Source organism: Anaeromonas gelatinilytica (genome assembly GCF_016820635.1).
GTDB classification, from domain to species: domain Bacteria; phylum Bacillota; class Clostridia; order Tissierellales; family SIT17; genus Anaeromonas; species Anaeromonas gelatinilytica.
The window spans coordinates 48,156-69,286 of record NZ_WSFU01000119.1; the positions used below are offsets into that span (position 1 = coordinate 48,156).

Annotated in this window: 23 protein-coding genes; all 23 read right to left on the reverse strand. The window is 26.6% G+C overall.

Annotated features, from left to right (window positions below; translation table 11 throughout):
• Positions 1-13: 13 nt before the first annotated feature.
• Positions 14-667, reverse strand: coding sequence for an MgtC/SapB family protein (locus GOQ29_RS10340; protein ID WP_350446012.1), 654 nt, complete (start codon positions 665-667; stop codon positions 14-16).
• Between the two features lie 16 nt (positions 668-683).
• A complete protein-coding gene (locus GOQ29_RS10345) occupies positions 684-1,316 on the reverse strand; it encodes a glycosyltransferase family 2 protein (protein WP_203372578.1) in 633 nt (210 codons plus the stop codon).
• Between the two features lie 15 nt (positions 1,317-1,331).
• Complete coding sequence (gene ispG / locus GOQ29_RS10350; RefSeq protein WP_203372579.1) at positions 1,332-2,378, reverse strand: flavodoxin-dependent (E)-4-hydroxy-3-methylbut-2-enyl-diphosphate synthase; 1,047 nt, start codon at positions 2,376-2,378, stop codon at positions 1,332-1,334.
• 12 nt (positions 2,379-2,390) lie between these two features.
• Positions 2,391-3,392, reverse strand: a complete 1,002-nt coding sequence (gene rseP / locus GOQ29_RS10355) for an RIP metalloprotease RseP (protein ID WP_203372580.1) — start codon at positions 3,390-3,392, stop codon at positions 2,391-2,393.
• Between the two features lie 18 nt (positions 3,393-3,410).
• Complete coding sequence (locus tag GOQ29_RS10360; protein WP_207750697.1) at positions 3,411-4,562, reverse strand: 1-deoxy-D-xylulose-5-phosphate reductoisomerase; 1,152 nt, start codon at positions 4,560-4,562, stop codon at positions 3,411-3,413.
• Positions 4,563-4,600: 38 nt separating this feature from the next.
• Positions 4,601-5,365 (reverse strand): phosphatidate cytidylyltransferase, encoded by a 765-nt coding sequence (locus GOQ29_RS10365; protein WP_203372581.1) that lies wholly within the window; start codon positions 5,363-5,365, stop codon positions 4,601-4,603.
• Between the two features lie 27 nt (positions 5,366-5,392).
• The gene (gene uppS, locus GOQ29_RS10370) at positions 5,393-6,130 is read right to left on the reverse strand and encodes an undecaprenyl pyrophosphate synthase (RefSeq protein WP_203372685.1); all 738 of its coding nucleotides are present in this window, start codon (positions 6,128-6,130) and stop codon (positions 5,393-5,395) included.
• A 76-nt stretch (positions 6,131-6,206) separates the two neighbouring features.
• Positions 6,207-6,395 carry a hypothetical protein gene (locus tag GOQ29_RS10375; RefSeq protein WP_203372582.1) on the reverse strand — a complete coding sequence of 63 codons (189 nt, stop codon included), beginning with the start codon at positions 6,393-6,395 and terminating at the stop codon, positions 6,207-6,209.
• Position 6,396: 1 nt separating this feature from the next.
• Positions 6,397-6,954, reverse strand: coding sequence for a ribosome recycling factor (gene frr / locus GOQ29_RS10380; RefSeq protein WP_203372583.1), 558 nt, complete (start codon positions 6,952-6,954; stop codon positions 6,397-6,399).
• 2 nt (positions 6,955-6,956) lie between these two features.
• Entirely contained in the window at positions 6,957-7,673 is a 717-nt protein-coding gene (gene pyrH, locus GOQ29_RS10385) for a UMP kinase (protein WP_203372584.1), read from the reverse strand.
• A 115-nt stretch (positions 7,674-7,788) separates the two neighbouring features.
• A complete protein-coding gene (tsf, locus tag GOQ29_RS10390) occupies positions 7,789-8,436 on the reverse strand; it encodes a translation elongation factor Ts (RefSeq protein ID WP_203372585.1) in 648 nt (215 codons plus the stop codon).
• Between the two features lie 85 nt (positions 8,437-8,521).
• Complete coding sequence (gene rpsB, locus GOQ29_RS10395; RefSeq protein WP_203372586.1) at positions 8,522-9,226, reverse strand: 30S ribosomal protein S2; 705 nt, start codon at positions 9,224-9,226, stop codon at positions 8,522-8,524.
• Positions 9,227-9,367: 141 nt separating this feature from the next.
• Positions 9,368-9,775 carry a DUF6115 domain-containing protein gene (locus GOQ29_RS10400; RefSeq protein ID WP_203372587.1) on the reverse strand — a complete coding sequence of 136 codons (408 nt, stop codon included), beginning with the start codon at positions 9,773-9,775 and terminating at the stop codon, positions 9,368-9,370.
• Positions 9,776-9,798: 23 nt separating this feature from the next.
• Positions 9,799-11,670, reverse strand: a complete 1,872-nt coding sequence (locus GOQ29_RS10405; protein WP_203372588.1) for a flagellar assembly protein A — start codon at positions 11,668-11,670, stop codon at positions 9,799-9,801.
• Between the two features lie 16 nt (positions 11,671-11,686).
• On the reverse strand, positions 11,687-12,421 hold the full coding sequence (locus tag GOQ29_RS10410) for a sigma-70 family RNA polymerase sigma factor (RefSeq protein WP_203372589.1): 735 nt from the start codon (positions 12,419-12,421) through the stop codon (positions 11,687-11,689).
• A gap of 25 nt (positions 12,422-12,446) precedes the next feature.
• The gene (locus GOQ29_RS10415) at positions 12,447-12,929 is read right to left on the reverse strand and encodes a chemotaxis protein CheD (protein WP_203372590.1); all 483 of its coding nucleotides are present in this window, start codon (positions 12,927-12,929) and stop codon (positions 12,447-12,449) included.
• Positions 12,930-12,933: 4 nt separating this feature from the next.
• Positions 12,934-13,545, reverse strand: coding sequence for a chemotaxis protein CheC (locus GOQ29_RS10420; RefSeq protein WP_203372591.1), 612 nt, complete (start codon positions 13,543-13,545; stop codon positions 12,934-12,936).
• Positions 13,545-13,994 (reverse strand): chemotaxis protein CheW, encoded by a 450-nt coding sequence (locus GOQ29_RS10425; protein WP_203372592.1) that lies wholly within the window; start codon positions 13,992-13,994, stop codon positions 13,545-13,547. Before GOQ29_RS10425 ends, GOQ29_RS10420 begins: the two co-directional genes overlap by 1 nt.
• 11 nt (positions 13,995-14,005) lie before the next feature.
• Positions 14,006-16,000 (reverse strand): chemotaxis protein CheA, encoded by a 1,995-nt coding sequence (locus tag GOQ29_RS10430; RefSeq protein WP_203372593.1) that lies wholly within the window; start codon positions 15,998-16,000, stop codon positions 14,006-14,008.
• Positions 16,000-17,046: a protein-glutamate methylesterase/protein-glutamine glutaminase gene (locus GOQ29_RS10435; RefSeq protein ID WP_203372594.1), complete on the reverse strand. Its 1,047-nt coding sequence runs from the start codon at positions 17,044-17,046 to the stop codon at positions 16,000-16,002. Before GOQ29_RS10435 ends, GOQ29_RS10430 begins: the two co-directional genes overlap by 1 nt.
• A gap of 73 nt (positions 17,047-17,119) precedes the next feature.
• Entirely contained in the window at positions 17,120-18,004 is an 885-nt protein-coding gene (locus GOQ29_RS10440) for a MinD/ParA family protein (protein ID WP_203372595.1), read from the reverse strand.
• Between the two features lies 1 nt (position 18,005).
• Positions 18,006-19,097, reverse strand: coding sequence for a flagellar biosynthesis protein FlhF (locus GOQ29_RS10445; RefSeq protein WP_203372596.1), 1,092 nt, complete (start codon positions 19,095-19,097; stop codon positions 18,006-18,008).
• Positions 19,097-21,127: a flagellar biosynthesis protein FlhA gene (gene flhA, locus GOQ29_RS10450; RefSeq protein ID WP_203372597.1), complete on the reverse strand. Its 2,031-nt coding sequence runs from the start codon at positions 21,125-21,127 to the stop codon at positions 19,097-19,099. The genes GOQ29_RS10445 and flhA overlap by 1 nt, the downstream gene beginning before the upstream one ends.
• Between the last annotated feature and the right edge of the window lie 4 nt (positions 21,128-21,131).

Here is a 21,131-nt window from a genome sequence, read left to right on the forward strand (position 1 = left end):
CTCCCCCTAATTATTACTTTTGGGTTACTTCTATAATATTTTCTATTTCAGATAATTTGTTTATAATTTCCATATTATCTATATTTTTATTTGTTTTTAAAAAAATATTTATTATTTTTTTATTCGGTTTTAAATCTTTAAATTCAATAGATATTATTGATAAATCCAAACTTCCTGTTACATGTCCAATTTTACCTAATTGACCTGGTATATCATAAGTTACAATTCTAATGTTTAAATGTTTTTTTCTTGAAAATTTCCTTTCTATATTCGAAAGTAATAATAATACTATGAAAATAAATAATGCTGCAATTATTCCTCCAAAATAAAAACCTGCTCCTATAGCTAACCCAACACATGCAATAGCCCATAAACTTGCAGCGGTTGTTAAACCTCTTACAGACGATCCTTCTTTAATAATCGTCCCAGCACCTAAAAAACCTATACCACTTATTACTTGTGCTCCTATTCTAGTAGCATCAATACCAAAATTTCCTGGTATATTAGAAATATATATACCTAAAAGCATACTTAATGTAGAACCTACACAAACTAATATATGTGTTCTAAATCCAGCTGGCCTCTTTATACTTTCTCTTTCCATTCCTATCAAACCAGACAATATTATAGATAGTAATAATTTAAATGCAATTTCTAAATAATATATTTTAAAACCTCCTAAACTAGCTTCTAATTAAAAATTTACTTATATCTAAATACATTCTAAATCTTTCTTTAAATCCATTTAAAACTCCCATTTTTTCTTCTTTTACTAAATGAGTCAAATTATTTAAAGGTATTTCTTTAAATTTAATATCATTGTTGATAAAATACTTAGTAATAGTCATTTCAAGACCATATTTAGATATATCAATATTAGGAATTTTTTTAAATAGATCTCCTCTTATTGCCCTTTGCCCAGATAAAAAAGGTGTAATTTTTTGGGCAAAATCTGTTTTAAATCTACCTTTAGTAAATATTCCTATAGTCATACTATATTCATCGGAAATAATTGGTAAAATTAAATTAGTTATATGTTTAGGAGTTAAACCTAAAAGATCTGCATCTAAAAAAAGAACAATATCAGTTTCTGAATATTCAAAACCACTTTTTACTGCTGCCCCTTTACCCTTATTCATATTAAATTCAATTACATTAACTCCAGTTTTCTTTGCAATATATGCTGTATCGTCAGTTGAACCATCACTTATAACTATAATATTATCAATCAAATCAACCTTTTTTACTGTTTCAATAATATTTTCTATAGTTTTCTCTTCATTTAGAGCAGGTATTATAGCAGTAATATGATACATTCATTTCACCTCTCATTATAACTGATTTATTTCCTTTATTAATTCTTCAATAAGTTTATCTTTAGTAACTTTCTTTATTATTTTTCCTTTTTTAAAGATTAATCCCAAGCCATTTCCTCCAGCAATTCCAATATCAGCTTCTTTTGCTTCTCCTGGCCCATTAACTTCACATCCCATAATTGCCACTTTTATAGGTTTTTTTAGCTTTTCTACTTTGTTTTCAACCTCTTGTACAATCTTTTCTAAATCAATACGAGTTCTTCCACATGTGGGACATGAAATAATTTCTATTCTATCATTTAATAATCCTAAGGATCGAAGAATTTGTTTCCCAACTTTAACCTCTTCAATAGGATTCCCTGTTAATGAAACTCTAATAGTATCTCCTATTCCTTTATATAATAATGAACCTATTCCTATTGAAGATTTAATAGTTCCTTTCCAAGGAGAACCTGACTCTGTAATACCAATATGTAATGGATAATCCACAATATTAGCTAATTTTTCATAGGATTTAATTGTCATATCTATGTTTGTAGACTTAACTGATATTACTATTTTATCAAAATTCATATTTTCTAATATTCTAACATGTTCCATAGCACTTTCAACCATAGAATTAACATTTACTCCATCATATCTTTCTAAATATTCTTTTTTTATAGAACCTGAATTAACTCCTATCCTAATAGGTATATTCTTATCTTTACATGCTTTAACGACCTCTTTGACTTTTCCTTCATCACCTATGTTTCCTGGATTAATTCTTAAACCTTCGACTCCACTTTTTATAGATTCTAAAGCTAATTTATAATTAAAATGAATATCAGCAATTATTGGTATATTTACTTGTTTTTTTATTTCTTTTATTGCCTCTGCTGCTTCAATATCAGGGACAGCTACTCTAATAATATCACAATCTACTTTCTCTAATTTTATTATTTGATTAACCGTTGATTTTATATCCCTAGTATCTGTATTAGTCATTGATTGAACAGTTATAGGAAAATCACTTCCTATCCCAACTGTTCCATAATAAAATTCTTTTGTTTTTCTCCTCATTAGATTACCACCTTAAAAAATATTTAATCTATTTAAGTCGTTATATGAAATAAATAACATAAGAGCCATTAAAAATACAAATCCTATAAAATGAACTAGTCCTTCCTTCTCTGGATCTAATGGTTTTCCTCTAACTAATTCTACTAAAACAAATAAAATCCTACTACCATCTAACGCTGGTATTGGTAATAAATTAAAAAATCCTAAATTTATATTAATAAAAGCTGCTAAATTTAATATGCTTAAAATCCCATATTTTGTTGTTTCTCCAATCAGCTGTACAACACCTATTGGCCCGGCAACATCTCCTTGACTAATATTTCCTGTTAAAGCCATTTTTATAAAATCAAACATAAGTGTAATAATAAATATTAAATTAGTAAAAGAATATTTGATTGACTCTATAATAGATAGTTTAGTTTTCGAACTTATTCCAACTAATTTATTATTATCTTCATCTAGTTCTGGTTCTAAAATAAATTTAATTCTTTCACCATTTCTTAAAACTTCAACACTAACTTTATCCTCAGCCTCAGAAATTATAGTTTTAAATTCTTGCCATTCATCAATATCTTTTCCTTGAACTGCAACTATTTCATCTCCACTTTTAATTCCTGCTTTATATGCTGGACCACCTTCCAAAATGCTATCTATTTCAGTTGTAGGAGTACCCATGACTAAAGAAATTATAAAGAATATAATTAATGCTAAAATAAAATTCATTATTCCACCAGCTGCTAATACTAAAATTCTTAATAAAGGAGATTTATTACTAAAACTTCTTTCATCATCAGATTTTTCATCCTCACCTTCCATTTTAACATATCCACCAATAGGAAATGCCCTAAGAGAATATTCAGTTTCACCTTTACCAAATTTCGTAATTCTAGGACCCATACCTATTGAAAATTCATGTACCTTTATTCCTACTAATTTAGCTACTGCAAAATGTCCAAATTCATGTACCAATACGACAATAAAAAATATTAATATTGCTGCAATTGCTGTAGTCATAAAAAATTCACTCCTATCTTATAATTTTAATAATTCTTTAGCTTTATTTCTTGCCCAACTATCACTATATAAAATTTCATCTATTGTAGGATTACTTATTTTTTTATGTTTTAATAATATTTTTTCTATAATATTTGGAATATCGTAGAATTTAATCTTATCATTTAAGAAATAATTTACTAGTACTTCATTTGATGCATTCAATACAGATGGCATTGTTCCCTCTTCTTCACAGGCTTTAAATGCTAGATTTAAACATGGAAATGTTTCGATGTCTGGTTTTTCAAAAGTAAGATTTCCAACTTCAATAATATCTAGTTTTCTAATATTATTGAATATTCGTTTAGGATATGTCAATGCATATTGAATTGGTATTCTCATATCTGATATTCCTAATTGAGCTATTATACTACCATCAATATATTCAACCATAGAGTGAATTATACTTTGAGGATGAACTACAACATCAATATCCTTAATCTCTACATCAAATAGCCATCTTGCTTCTATAACTTCCAAACCTTTGTTCATTAATGTAGAAGAATCTATCGAAATCTTTCGTCCCATATTCCAATTTGGATGCTTCAAGGCTTCCCTATATGTTACATCTATCAAATCTTTTTTTTCCTTATTCCTAAATGGACCTCCAGATGCAGTTAAAATAAGTTTATTAATTTCTTTTTTTTCCTTAGTAGTTATTGATTGAAATATTGCTGAATGTTCACTATCTACAGGTATAATCTTAATATTCTTTTCCTTAGCTTTATTCATAACAATTTTACCTGCTGTTACTAAAGTTTCTTTATTAGCTAATGCTATATCTTTTCCAGATTCAATAGCAGCTAAAGTAGGCTTTAATCCTATCATACCTACAACTGATGTTATTAATACTTCTATTTTTTCATGTTTAGCTAATTCAATCAAACCATTTAAACCACTATAAACTTTTATATCAAAAGGAAATAGTTTATCTCTAAGTATATCAGCTTTATGTTCATTAAATACAGCAACAATTTCTGGTTTGAATTCTAAAGCCTGTCGTTCCAATAACTCTATATTATTATTACCACTTAATGCAATTACATTAAATAAATCATTATTATTTCTTATAACATCTAGTGTTTGAGTTCCTATAGACCCTGTAGAGCCTAATATACCTATGTTTTTCAAAATATCACTCCTTAAAAACCTTTTAATTATTATTATATTTATACTAAATATTTAATAAAATTAAATATTAAAGGAGAAATAAATATAATACTATCAAATCTATCTAAAATACCACCATGTCCTGGCATAATATTTCCATAATCTTTTATTCCTATATTTCTTTTTATCTTAGATGCAGTAAGATCTCCAATCATTGATGTTATTGAACATACGAAGCCCAGAATAATATACATATATATATTATTTAAATTCAAAATACTAATAAAAAGAATAGTTGACAACACAGCACCAATCAATCCACCAATTGCTCCCTCAATAGTTTTTTTTGGGCTAAGTATAGGAGCTAGTTTTCTTTTGCCTAATAATATACCACTAAAATATGCAAATGTATCCGTTGCAAAAGCTATAATAAATATAAGCCATAATAAAATATTACCTTCTAAAAATGAAATGTGAATTAAAGAATAAGGAATATATAAACTAGTTAATAGATTAATACCAATTTCCTTTATATCATAATTTTTATTAAATACATACATACTTAAAAATACAATCATATTAATGACTATACTAAAAGTTACTAGATTATAATTATCTATTACAGAAAAAATATATAGAAATATAGAATAAACATATAAGTAATTTGTTATTTTTATATTGATGCCTTCAAAAGCTTCTTTAAATTCTTTAATACCTAATAAAGTGATTAATAAGACAGAAGTTTTTAATATCAAACCACCACTTATTACTGCAATTAATAATAAAAAAACTCCTATTATTCCACTAATTATTCTCGTCTTCATTTTTTAACTCCTTTATTTGTTTAATAATTAAATATTACCAAATCTTCTATTTCGTTGTTGATAATCAAATATAACCTTATGTAAACTATTTTTATGAAAATCAGGCCAATTTATATCTAAAAAGAAAAATTCACTATATGCAATTTGATAATTTAAAAAATTACTTAATCTTTTTTCGCCACTAGTTCTTATAACTATATCAGGATCAGATTGATTTTCAGTATATAAATATCTTTTGAAATATTCTTCATTAATTTCTTCTATAGATATATTATTATTTATAATATCATTGCAAATTCTTTTAGTAGCTCTAACTATCTCATCTCTACCTCCATAATTTAATGCAATATTTAATATTAATTTAGAATTATTTTTAGTTAATTCAACAGCATATTCAACTTCTTTAATTATATTTTTATCAAATCTATTTAAATCTCCTAGAATATTTAATTTAACATTATTTTTATGTATTTCTTCTAATTTATTTTTTATAAATTTAACTAAAAGTTTCATTAAATAATCTATTTCTTTTTTTGGTCTAGACCAATTTTCAGTAGAAAAAGCATATAGTGTTAAATATTTTATACCTAAATTACCACATTCCTCTACTGTATCCATAACTCTTTTTACTCCTTCTTTATGTCCAGAAGTTCTTGGTAAAAATCTCTTCTCGGCCCATCTTCCATTACCATCCATTATTATAGCAATATGTTTAGGTAAATTATCAAAATTTATTTTATCCAAATAATTATTTTTCACATTCATATCTTTATTTTTTGAAATTTCCACTCTGATATACCTCCATTATAATGACTAAAAACCCCTTCTTAATAGAAGGGGATTAAAAGGCGCATACTATAATTTTGATTGACTTATCCACGCTATTATATTTAACAACTCTTAAATCAGTTAATTTATTATTTAGTTTATTATTTGTTCCCTTAGTTTCAAATATCGTAATGGATAAATCATTATTTATCTTTGACATAGCACACTTTAATGGTAACCCTATTATATTAAGGTCCTTCATTTTATACCTCCAATAATTCTGCTTCCTTATCTTCACTTAATTTTTCAATCTCTTTTATATAATTATCAGTCAACTTTTGAGTTTGTTCTTCTGCTTTTACTAATTCATCATCAGTAAGTTCACCTTTCTTATTTAATTTTTTTAATTCATCATTTGCATTTCTTCTTTCATTTCTTATAGCAACTTTAGCTCCTTCAGAAATTTTCCCTAAAGATTTAATCATATCTTTTCTAGTTTCCTCAGTTAATTTTGGTATTATTAATCTTATAGTTTTACCATCATTAGATGGATTCAAACCCAAATCAGACTTAAGAATTGCTTTTTCAATTTCTGGAAGAGCATTAACATCCCAAGGAGATATAAGTAATTGTCTTGCTTCAGGAACAGAGATATTAGCTATTTGTTTAAGTGGAGTTGCAGCTCCATAATAATCTACCATTACTTTATCCAATATTGCAGGATTTGCTCTTCCTGCTCTAATAGTCTTTAAGTCATCGTTGAAAACTCTAACAGTTTTTTTCATTTTATTTTCAATTTCTTTATGAATATCTAAATACATAATTAATCCTCCTTTAATTTTGTACCAATTTTAGCACCAAAAACTACTTTTGATATATTTGTAGGATTTTCTATACCAAACACAATTATAGGAATATTATTATCCTTACATAATGAAGCAGCAGTTGAATCCATTACTTTAAGTTCTAAATTTAACATATCTTTATACTTCAGCTCATTGAACTTCTTGGCATTAGGATTCTCTTTAGGGTCTGAATCATATACACCGTCAACACCTTTTTTAGCTAACAAAATAACTTCTGATTCAATCTCTGCGGCTCTAAGAGCAGCAGTAGTATCAGTTGTAAAATAAGGATTTCCAGTTCCAGCTGCAAATATAACAACTCTTCCTTTTTCTAAATGTCTAACTGCCTTTCTTCTAATATACGGTTCAGCAATTTGTCTCATTTCTATAGCAGTTTGTACCCTAGTTAAAACATCAATATTCTCCAATGCATCTTGCATAGCCAAAGCATTAATTACTGTAGCTAACATCCCCATATAATCAGCTGTAGTTCTATCCATTTCCTTACCACTTCTACCTCTCCAGAAATTACCACCACCAACTATAATAGCCACTTCAACACCTGCACTTTGCAACTTTTTTACTTCTTCTGCTATATTCATTATAGTTTTTTCATCTAATCCAAAATCTTTATCACCTTTTAAGGCTTCACCACTTAATTTTAATACTACTCTTTTATAAATAGGTTTATCCATATAAACACTCCTAATAAATGTTATTCTACATTAGTAAGTAAATTCCTTTAATTAATATTATTTTAAAAATTATTCAAATGGAGAACACCTGGTGTTCTCCATTTATATAATATTATTAATTTTGCATTTGTTTTGCTACTTCTTCAGCAAAATTTTCTTCTTTTTTCTCTATTCCTTCTCCTACTTCATATCTTGTAAATCTTCTTATTTTAATGTTTTCTCCTATTTTTGATATCTTTTCATTGATTAAATCTTGTATAGTTTTATCAGGATCTTTAATAAAAGATTGTTCCATTAGACATACTTGCTTATAGTATTTTTCTATTCTTCCTTCTACCATTTTAGCAACAATTTTTTCTGGTTTTCCTTCATTCAATGCTTGTTCTCTTAAAATTTCTTTTTCTTTCTCTATTTCTGCAACAGGTACTTCTTCTCTAGATACATATTGAGGATTTTGAGCTGCTACTTGCATAGCTACATCTCTAGCAAATTCTATAAATTCATCATTTTTGGCAACAAAATCTGTTTCACTATTAACTTCAACTAAAACACCAATTCTTCCTCCATGTATATATGATTCAATTATTCCTTCAGATGCAACTCTTCCTGCTTTTTTAGTTGCTTTGGATAATCCTTTTTTCCTAAGTAATTCCACTGCTTCTTCCATATTTCCATCAGTTTCAACTAATGCCTTTTTACAATCCATCATACCAACACTAGTTCGTTCTCTTAATTCTTTTACCATTGATGCTGTTACTGCCATATAAACGCCTCCTCATTAATCTTCGTATATTAATAAATGGTAAGAGTAGTAAGGGAAAAATCCCTTATAGCCCTTACCATTTGGATTACTCATTATCTTCTATTTGTTCACCTTGCTTACCTTCTAAAACAGCATTAGCCATTGTCTCAGCAAGTAATTTCACCGCTCTTATAGCATCATCATTACCTGGTATCACATAGTCAACCTCATCTGGATCACAATTAGTATCAACTATTGCAATTACGGGTATTCCCAAAATTTCTGCTTCCTTAACAGCAATTTTTTCTTTTCTAGGATCAACTACAAATAATGCATCAGGAAGTTTTTTCATATCCTTAATTCCACCAAGGAATTTTTCAAGTCTTTCCTCTTCATGCTTCAGCTTTATAACTTCTTTTTTAGGAAGCAATTCATAAGTTCCTTCTTCTTCCATTTTCTTTAATTCATGAAGTCTAGCTATTCTCTTATTTATAGTTTTGAAGTTTGTTAATATACCTCCTAGCCATCTCTGACTTACAAAGTGCATTCCACATCTTTTAGCTTCAGTCTCAATTGACTCTTGAGCTTGTTTTTTAGTTCCCACAAAAAGAATTTCACCGTCATTCTCAGCAATCTCTTTTATGAAATTATAAGATTCTTCCACTTTCTTTACTGTTTTTTGAAGATCTATAATATAGATTCCATTTCTTTCAGTAAATATATATTCAGCCATCTTAGGATTCCATCTTCTTGTTTGATGTCCAAAATGAACACCTGCTTCAAGAAGTTGCTTCATTGTTATTACTGACATAAGTACACCTCCTTTGTTTTTCCTCCACTTAAATCATTTCTCTATGAGACCTCTTACAGCACATTCATAGAAATCAATAAGTGTGTGTATTTTTACCTTAAGTAGTATATCATAAAACTTATATTGATTACAACCTCTTTTTTATTTTTTATTTAAATAATTAAGTTTTATTATCATATCTACTTCTCTTTTACCTTTATCCAAAGTTTTTGCTATATTATCAATACTATTACCATTTTTATATAATTCTATGACTTTATCTTTTATATTATTTAAATCACTTTTTATATTTCTATCAGATTCTTCTTTATCTTCATCTAATTTTTTAATAGAATCTCTTTCTTCATTTTCATTTATTAATGAAATATCATTTATTAAACCTTCTAAATCTAAAATAATCTCATTCATAAAATTGCTATATTCAATTATTTCACTATGCATTTTTTTACATTCTCTATATCTAATATTCTCCATTTTGTCATGTCTTATTATTGAAATAATAGATATAATAATTAATAATACACCAAATGTAATTACACTAAAAAACATCCATTATTCTCCTTTAATATTTTCTAAAGTTTTATTGTTTTAATGTTTCCATCTATCAAAGTAAATTTACATTTCCTTTGAATTTTATTATTATATATAATATGACTTCCTATAACTATTTTCACTTTAGGATAAATTATTTCATCTACAATTATTGTACCTGTAGTTTTTTTCTTTATTTCATCATCTATATCTTCATATTTATTCATTAATTCTACTCTTTCTTCACTTAATGTTTTTCTAGTTTTCAATAACTCTTTAAATAAGATACTTTTCTTATCTGATAATTTATTTTCTTTATAACTTTTCTCCAAAATATTTATTGATTTCTCCATTTTAATTATTTCTTTTTCTATTTCATCAATTCTAGATCTAATATTGATTAACTCTTCTTTTTCTTCTATATTTGTTCCAACTTCTATCAATGTATCAGTTTCCATTGGAGAACCAATAGTCCTAGCATGTACCCCAAATTGAGCTTTACATTTACCGCCAACTATTAATCCTTTCTTCCCTTGAACTCTTACATTTCCATTACTTTCCACTTCACTATGTAATATAGCTTCTGAAATAATGTCCTCTTCAGCCTTTACTTTTGAATTTTCAATATATTTTGATGCGATTTCACCATTAGCCTCTAAAGTAGCTCTATTTCTACCTACTATACCTCTAGCTAAATATATATTGCCATTACTTTTTACAAATGCGTCTTCAACTACTCCATTTACATAAACATCTCCCAAAGCTTCTACTTCAAAGCCCGTATTAACAGAATCCTTAATCGATACCGTTCCATTAAATTTTATATTACCAGTACGACTATCTACATTTCCATTTATATTATATACATTTAAAACTTCAATCTTCCCATCTATCAATTTAACCTGTCCATCTATATGTGCAATAATTTGATCATCAACTATTGATGCATTACTTCCTAATTTTATATTTGCAGGCTTTCCATCTATAGAAGAGAGCTCTTCACCTAAAATATTTATGCCATTTTCTCCTAGTCTAGGTGATACTACCCTTGCTAATACTTCTCCTTTTTTTACATTATTTATCAATCCAAGATTTCTAAAATCCACGCTTCCATCATCTAAAACATCTGGCTTGGAACTAAAATCATCATCAAACTCATACTCAATATATCCATCTTTACCTTTTTTTGTTTTTTTACCTTCGGCTATAATAAACTTTTTATTGTATAGTCTTCTTTTGAGTATTTCTTCTAATAACTCTTTATCTAAACCATATCTGACCTTTTCTTTTAACATTTTTAATGCATTATCATATGCAACTTCCTTACCTTTATTATCTCCTTGAATAATTTCAATATAAACACTCATATTATCTTTACTTATACTTATACTTAGTTCATCATCAATTATAAATTCTTTTTGTGGAGGGGCAATTATTATGCCTTTATTTATATCATTTAAGGCTTCATTTATTTTATTTCTATCAAGATTATCAATGTTTTTTTTGCCAATATAAGAATAGATATGTTCCTGCATAATTTTTATATTTTCAATATTATATACAGATAGTTTAATTCCTTCATCAGTAAATTGAATACTATAATCATCTTTTAAATTTCTGGATTCTGATATACATTTATCTTTTAATAACTCGTCCATTTCTTCAGTATCACTATTTATTTTGTTATCTATTTCATCTTTAATATCTACACTTTTTTCATCATTTATATTTTCTTTTTCATCTGTAACATCATTAACTTTAAATTCAATCTTATAATACTTTGTAAATAATTTATTCTTTTCTACAATAATATTAATTAGCAAGTCTTCTTCTGGTACATTAAAATGTTCAATAGCTTCTTTTAATAGCTTTTCCTTGTTTTTTCCCTCTAATATAATACAATTTTCCATCATACACACCATCCTAAAATTAATTATTTATATTAATTCTATTTAATTGTTTTCTGATGTTTTTTATTGCCTTACTATGAATTTGTGAAATACGTGACTCTGATAATTGAATTATCTTACCTATTTCCTTATAATTTAATTCTTCATAATAATATAAAGTTATTACATCTTTTTCCTTCTTTGGCAAGTCTAAAATTATATCAGATATAATTTCAATATATTCCTTAGATTCAACAATAAATTGAGGGTCTTCCAAATAATCTAAAGGATCTTCTCCTCTATTAAACATTATATCATCTAAAGAAGATACATTAAATGAATTTATTTCTTTTAATACTTCTTCAATTTCCTTTACTGACATATTTAATTCCTTAGAAATATCTTCAACATGAACTTCTCTGTCTAATTTATTCTCTAAATCATACATAGTTCTTTCAACTAATTTTGCTTTTGTTCTTAAAGTTCTTGGTACCCAATCGTTCTTTCTTATGTTATCAATTATTTCTCCTTTAATCCTTAATTGAGCATAAGTCTCAAACTTTACTCCTTTATAAGGATCAAATTTATCTATAGCATCAATCAATCCTAAAGATCCAAAGCCCATAAGCTCATCAAACTCTACTTTTCCACCATAATAATTATACATTCTACTAGCTACAATTTTTATAATATGAGCATATTCTTCAATTAATTTATTTTTTATTTCAATACTATCATGGACTTGATAATCCTTCCATAGCTTGTCTCTTACCATAACTCTCCCCCTACGAGGTAACTAATTAAATAGTCTTTATACCATATCCTATAGTTTTAATTAATAAACTTCCATCATTAGAACTAAACTCAATAGTTCTACCAAAGTTTCCTCCTGTATCTTCACTAATAACTTTAATACCTAAATTCTTCAATTTTGATTTAACAGCTATTACATTCCTTTCTCCAATTTTAAGAACATCTGCTCTACTATTAAACTTAAACATTTGTGCTCCTCCAGCTAATTTAGCAACTATATATCTTTTATCAGCACCTAATTGTTCCATTTTAGATACTAATACTTCAATTCCTGAATCTGCAAATTTAGCTTTATTTGAATTGTTTTTAATTTCTTTACTTGAAGGTAACATTACGTGAGCTAACCCTGCCATTTTTTTCCTTTTGTCATATAAAGCAACACCAACACAAGAGCCTAATCCTAAAGTAACAAGTACTCCATTATTTTCAATAATATTTAAGTCTGCCATTCCGACTTTTATAGTTTCCATCTTATTAAACTCCTAAACTGTCAAATATAATCTCAAATGAATTAATATCTGGTATTAAAAATAAATTGCCTGTTATATATTTATTTTGCTCTTTAAATTCAGTTTCGATAAATAAAACCTTATCAGAAATATAACTGAATTGAATTGCAGGAACACTTAATATAGCTGCTGCCATATCAATACTAATAGATGGAATTGAAATTTTAAGATTAAGGTTGGTTAATTGGCTTAAGGAATTTATGTAAGATGATGCTATAATATTTCCAATCTCTGATAAAGCTGAAATTTCTAAATCATCTAACTTACAACTATCTTTTTCCTTATTTAATAAAAGTTCTACTAAATTTTTAGCTGAATCTAAATCTAATATAAACATCATATTTCCTACAGCATCACCTCCCATAGCAAAATAAATGCCTACAACTGGATTTTCTGGTCCTCCTAACATTCTATCAACATCTGAAAAGTTTAGTAACCTAACTTGAGGTATATCCATATTAACTTTATCATTCAATATTTGCGATAATGCAGTAGCTGCATTTCCAGCTCCTATATTACCTAACTCTTTAAATACATCTAAAAAATCATTATTTAAATTATTGATATCTATAGTCATTATTCTTCCCTTTCAATATTTAAGATTTTATCTAAATCTATAATCAGAATTAATCTATTATTTTCTTTACCAATACCTTTAATATAATTATATTCTTCTTTTTCACTCATATTTGAAATATTATCAATTTCACTATTCTCTATATAAACAACTTCCGAAGAAGAATCTACCAATAATCCTACAACTATATCTTCACTGCATGTAATTATAACACGAGAATTATCACTTTCTTTAATCTCTCCTAAGTTTAATCTTTTTTTAAGATCTATAACTGGTATAACTTCTCCTCTTAAATTTATAACTCCTTTTATATATTTATCAGAATTAGGTACTCGAGTATACCCTGATACTTTTTCTATAGTTTTAACCATAGATATATCTATAGCATAATTTTCTTCTGCTAATTTAAAAATAACATATTGATTTCTTACCTTAACATTAGTTTCCATCAAAAGCCTCCTTAAAACAATGAATTAACATCTATTATTAATGAAATATTACCATTACCTAAAATCGTTGCTCCAGCTAAATATTTAACTTTTACTAAATATTTACCCAATGATTTTATAACTATTTCTTGTTGCCCTATTAATTCATCAACAATTAATCCTGCTTCTTTTTCACCTTTTTTTACAATTACTGATATTAATTCTTCTTTATTTGAGTCATTTTCTATATCTAAAACATTATTTAATCGAATTAGTGGTAATGTTTTACCTCTATATAAAATTACTTCCTGATTCTGAACTTTTCTTATATTATCAGTTTTAATTGTAGTAATTTCTTTTATCGAACTTAATGGTATAGCATATATTTCATCATATAATTTAATCAATAAAGCTTGTATTATTGCAAGAGTTAACGGTATTCTTATAGTAAACTTTGTATATTCATTGCTTTTTGTTTCAACTTCTACAATTCCACCAATAGAATTAATCTTAGATTTTACAACATCAAGTCCTACTCCTCTTCCAGAAACATCAGTTATTTTATCTGCTGTACTAAAACCAGGCATAAAAAGTAATTCAGGAACCTCTTTATCATCCATTTGACTTCCTTGTTCTTCTGTTATAATATTATTTTCTATGGCTTTCTTCTTAACTTTATCTATATTAATTCCTGAACCATCATCTTGTACTTCTATTACAACATTATTACCATCAGGATAAGACCGCAAAAGTAAAGTCCCAGTACTTTCTTTACCAATTGATTTTCTTTCATTTGGTTTTTCAATTCCATGGTCTATAGAGTTTCTAATTAAATGAATTAAAGGATCTCCAATTTCATCTATTACAGTTCTATCTACCTCTGTTTCTTCTCCTGACATTTTTAAATTAATATCTTTTCCTAATTCTTTAGATAAATCTCTAACCATTCTTGGAAATCTATTGAAAACCCTTTCAATAGGTACCATTCTAACTTTCATTACAGCATCATGTAAATTTGTTGTTATTCTTTCTAAATATTCTGTAGTTTCATTCATACTTTGTTTATCATTATTCTCTCCTATTTCTTCCATTCGAGTTTTAATAATTATCAACTCACTAACTAAATTCATTAAATTATCTAATCTATCAATATCAACTCTTACAGTTTTTCCCACTTTTCTACTTTTAGATTTTTTAACGGTATTTTTTTTAGTGTTATTTAAATTCTCGGCATTTTTTGGTTTATCTTTAATAGAATTTTCTTTTTTAACTTTAGATTTATCATATGAATCAATTTTCAAATCTTCAATATTTATATTCTGTATTTCTGAAATTGCAACTAATTCTTTTTCTATTTTTTCAATAGATTCTTCTGTAACTATAAATACCTCAAAAGTATTATCAAACTTCTCATCCTCAATATCTTCTGTAGTAGGATTAGACTTAATTATATCAGAATGTTCTTCTAAAGTATTAAATACAATAAATGCCCTCGCTGCTTTTAACATGCAACTCTCTTCTACTTCTACAGATATTTTATAACCTTTCATACCCTTTTTATCTGCCTCTTTTAAAATCTTCAATACATGCTCCTCTATAATTTCTTCCTTTCCGGTAGATTTTTCTTTAGTTATAGTTGAAGATTTACCATTAACTAATTCATCTAATTTTTCAGTTAAATATGTTACATCAATATCACCTTCTGTAGATTCTTCAATTATATTACTTACATATTGCTCTAATTTATCAAAGCACTGAAATAGAATATCAATAATATCAGTATTTATTAAAATATTCTGATTTCTTAGTTCTTGTAACAAATTCTCCATTTGATGAGTCAAAGTTGACATTTTTTCAAATCCCATAGTAGCAGACATACCTTTTAAAGTATGAGAAACTCTAAATATTTCATTTAATAATTCAATATTTTCTGGTTCATTTTCAAGCTTCAATAAAGAATCATTCATACTTTGTAAATGTTCATTCGATTCTTCAATAAATATATCTATATACTGATTAAATTCCATTATAATACCCCCAATTTATTATTTAGTTCATCTATAATATTTTCCAATGGTAATTGAATATTTATTATTCCAATATCATAAGCTACTTTTGGCATTCCATATATTACACAAGTTTTTTCATCTTGCCCTATAGAATATCCTCCAGATTCTACTATCTTCTTTAACCCAAGAGCTCCATCTGATCCCATTCCAGTTAATATTACACCAATTTTATTTACATTTTTAAAATTAGCTATTGAATTAAATAACACATCTACAGAAGGCTTATGTCCATTAACATTTTTTCCATCATCCAATTTAATCTTAAATTTATTATTTGAATCTATAATTATTAAATGTTTAGCTCCTGGTGCCACATAACAATATCCATTTTTAAGAATTTCACCATCTTCAGCTTCTTTTACTATAATATTTGATATATTATTCATTCTGTCAGCTAAAGATCTTGTAAATCCAGGTGGCATATGCTGAACAACTAAAAAACTTCCATTTACTCCCTTAGGTATTCGAGGTATGATTTCCTGTAAAGCTCTAGGTCCTCCAGTAGAACATCCTATACCAACAATATTACTAACTCTACTATCATAAGTTTTTTTCATTTCTTCTATATTACATTTCTTTGTTTTTACAGTGCTCATATCAATTCTTTTAGATTTAGTCACAAGTTTTATTTTATTAATTAATTCTTTATTTTTACCTTCAGTCTCAATACTAAATACATTACTAGGTTTAGTTATAAAATCTATAGCCCCCATTTCTAATGCCTTAAGGGTCAACTCAGCACCTTGTTTTGTGAAACTACTTAACATTAAAATTGGAATATTTATATTCTTTTCCTTTAATTTTTTTAATGTTTCAATACCATTCATTTTTGGCATCTCAATATCTAACGTTATAATATCAATATCTATTTCATCTATTTTCTGTATAGCTTCCTTACCATTTTTAGCTGTACCAACTACCATCAAATCATCATCTTTATTTACCATATCGGATATTATTTTTCTCATAAATGCAGAATCATCTACAATAAATACCTTTTTCATAATTTATTTCAATCCTTTTTTTCTTAACTTACATTCTTCTCCAAATATATATTTTATAATAGAATCACTAGACTCAATTCATCAAACTTTTTATATTATCTAGAAAACCTTTCAATCCACCATTTGTAGATACTTTTTTGTTATTTATTAAGTCAACAGCAATAGAATCAATTTTTCTACTTATATTAGATTTAGGCTCAGACAATATAAAAGGAATTTGTTTTTTAACTGAATTTATTACAATTTTAGATTCATATATATATCCTATATTATCTAATTCTAAACTTAAAAACTTTTGACTAGCTTTATTAAGTTTATTAAACACTTCAATAGACTCTCTTTGATTTTTAACTCTATTAACAACAATTTTCACAATATTCTTTTTAACATAATTATTAATGACTTTCAGCATTGCATATCCATCAGTTAAGGATGTGGGTTCTGGTGTTATTACCAATATTATATCATCTGATGACCTTATAAAATTAATAACAGTATTTGAGACCCCAGCTCCTGTATCTATAATTATAATATCCAAATATTGTTCTAATTTAGACAATTGATTTGTTAATAAATTTAATTGTCTAATATCTAATTTCATAATATCATCAAGTCCTGATCCTCCTGGAATAATTTTTAATCCATAAGGTCCATCTTCAATAATATCTAAAATGTCCTTATTATTATAAATAACATCTATTAAGGTATACTTTGGCATAATATCCAACATGACATCAATATTAGCAAATCCTATATCCGCATCCAAAACCGCTACCTTATAACCTAATTTACAAAAAGATAAAGCCAAATTTATAGTAAAATTAGTTTTTCCAACACCTCCCTTACCACTTGTCACAGTTATTACTCTAGTATTATTAGAAATATATTTTTGTGTGTTTTCATAATTTTTTCTTTTATTTAATATTAGTTTTCTTAACTTTTCAGCCTGATCTCCCACTTTAAATTTCACCAACTATCATTTTGCTAATAATTTCATTATCAAATATTTCAATATCTTCTGGTACATTTTGACCATTTGTTATGTAAGCTATAGGATAATTGGAATAAAATTTCGCATTTAAAATGTTACCAATTTTTTCAGTTTCATCCATCTTTGTAAAAATAAGCTTTAACCCCTTAATTTTAGAATAATTATCAATTATAGATTTCATAGATTGGAAATCTGTATTAACACTAAGAACCAAATATACTTCTTTATTATTAATAAGATTTATCATTTCTTCAACTTCACTAATTTTTTCATGATCTTTATAGCTTCTTCCTGCAGTATCTACTAAAATTATATCTTTATCTTTAAACTTCGACATAGGTATATAAATATCCTTTGTATTATATATTATTTCAAGAGGTAAATTTAAAATTTGACTATATGTTTTCAATTGATCTACTGCTGCAATTCTATAAGTATCAGCAGTTATAAGACCTAATTCCTTTTCATCATTTAAAGACATATTAGCAGCAATCTTTGCCAGTGTAGTAGTTTTTCCCACTCCAGTTGTTCCAATAAAAAAAACAACTTTTTTATTATCATTATTTTCTAAAGAAATAGCTCCTTCTAAGATGAATTTTATAGATTCTTTTAAAAGATTAATTAAATCTTCTTCATAATAATTACTTAAATTGAAGTTAGTATCAATATCATTTATAATTTTTAATGCATACTCGTCTATAACACCATTATCAGTTAATATATTTTTTAAATAAATTAATTTATCATCTAATTTATTTTCATTAATTTCTTTATCTGAAACCACATGAGTTTCTATAGTTTTTCTTAATTTATTAATTTCCATATTTAATTTATTAATATCATTTTCTTTAAAATTCGCATTTCCTTTAATATCATTTTTTGATTTATTATTTTCTTCTTTAGCCGCCACTATCTCTATTAACGGTTTTTTAAATAAACCTAATATCCCCTTAGGTTTAATTTTTCGGGTATGAAGAATTATAGCTTCTTTCCCTAATTCTTTTTTTAATTTCAACATAGCCTCATGATTTGTCTTTCCAATATATCTTTTAATGTTCATTATAATTTCACCATCCCTAAGGATTTAATCTCAACAGTTGGTTCAATTTCATTATATGATAAAACAATAAAATCATTTGCAATTTGTTCTGTTAATCTCTTAAAATATAATCTAACAATTGGTGCCGTTAAAATAATTGGTTGTTCACCAATTGAAGTTAATTTTTGAACATTTTTTGTTAAGCTATTAAGTATTTGCTGAACTAACTTTGGTTCTAATGATAAATAAGAACCATTATTTGTTTGATTAATTGATTCCATTATTAATTCTTCTAATTCTGAATCTAATGTAACTACTTTAAGTATATTACCGTCAACATATTTCTTTGTAATATATCTAGAAAATCTTTGACGAACATATTCAGTAAGCATATCAGTGTCTTTAGTAACAGAACCATGATCTGCTAACGTTTCTAAAATAGTAACCATATCTCTTATAGATATTTGTTCTTTTAATAAATTTGATAATACTTTTTGTATTTCTCCTATTGACATAACATTTGGTATAACTTCTTCCACTAAAGCGGGATGTTCTTCGCTTACATTATCAATTAATACCTTTACATCTTGTCTTCCTAATAAATCGTCTATATTTCTTTTAATAACTTCAGTTAAATGAGTAGAAATAACAGATGGAGGATCAACAACTGTATATCCTAATATTTCTGCTTTCTCTCTCTGTTCTTCCGTAATCCATTTTGCTGGTAATCCAAATGCTGGTTCTACAGTATCAACACCATTAATTTCACCATCAGCAGTCCCAGGATCCATAGCAAGATAATGATCAAACATTAATTCCCCTTTAGAAACTTCTACTCCCTTTATTTTTATTAAATATTCATTAGGATTTAATTGAATATTATCTCTAAGCCTTATTATAGGCACAATTATACCTAACTCTAACGCAATTTGTCTCCTTATCATAACTACCCTATCTAAGAGATCTCCACCTTGTTTAGAATCAGCTAAAGGTATAATTCCATATCCAAATTCTAACTCTATATCTTCTACTTTAAGCAATGATTTTACACTTTCAGGCTTTCTAATTTCTTCTTCATCTCTTTCTGATTCATCCTCAATTTCTGATTCTATGATTTTATTCATATTTTTTCTCATAATAAAACCTAACCATAGAAAAACAGTTCCCAATAAGAAAAATGGAATTCTAGGTAATCCTACAATACCAAAAAAGTATAATACTCCACTAATGAGAAACATTACTTTTGGACGAGTTGAAAATAACTGATCTATAATATCATTACCTAAATTAGAATCGGAAGCAGCTCTTGTTACTACAATACCAGTAGCAGTTGAAATTAATAATGCTGGAATTTGACTTACTAATCCATCACCTACAGTTAATGTAGTAAATTTGGCTAAAGATTCTGTTAAACTTAAATCTAATGTTAACATCCCAATAACAAATCCTGCGGCTATATTTAAAATAGTTATTATTATACCTGCAATAGCATCTCCTTTAACAAACTTACTTGCTCCATCCATTGAACCATAAAAATCTGCTTCTTTTTGTATATCTTGTCTTCTTTGTCTGGCTTCAATATCTGTTATTAATCCAGAATTTAAATCAGCATCAATAGCCATTTGTTTTCCTGGCATAGCATCTAAAGTAAATCTAGCAGCTACCTCTGCTACTCTTTCTGAACCTTTAGTTATAACCACAAATTGAATAATTACAATAATTAAAAATATGATAAATCCTACTATAGGATTCCCTTGTATTACAAAACCTCCGAAGCTTTCAATCACTCCTCCTGCACTTCCTTTTGAAAGGATTAATCTTGTACTAGAGATATTCAACGATAACCGAAACATTGTAGTAATTAGTAACAAAGAAGGAAATATAGAAAATTTCAAAGCATTTTCTATATACATTGAAAGAAGTAATATTAATAATGCTAAAGAAATATTTAAGCTTAATAATATATCTAAAACACTTTCATTAACAGGTATTATAATAATTATTATGATTGCTATTACACATATAGCTACCACTATATCTCCAAATTTCATATTT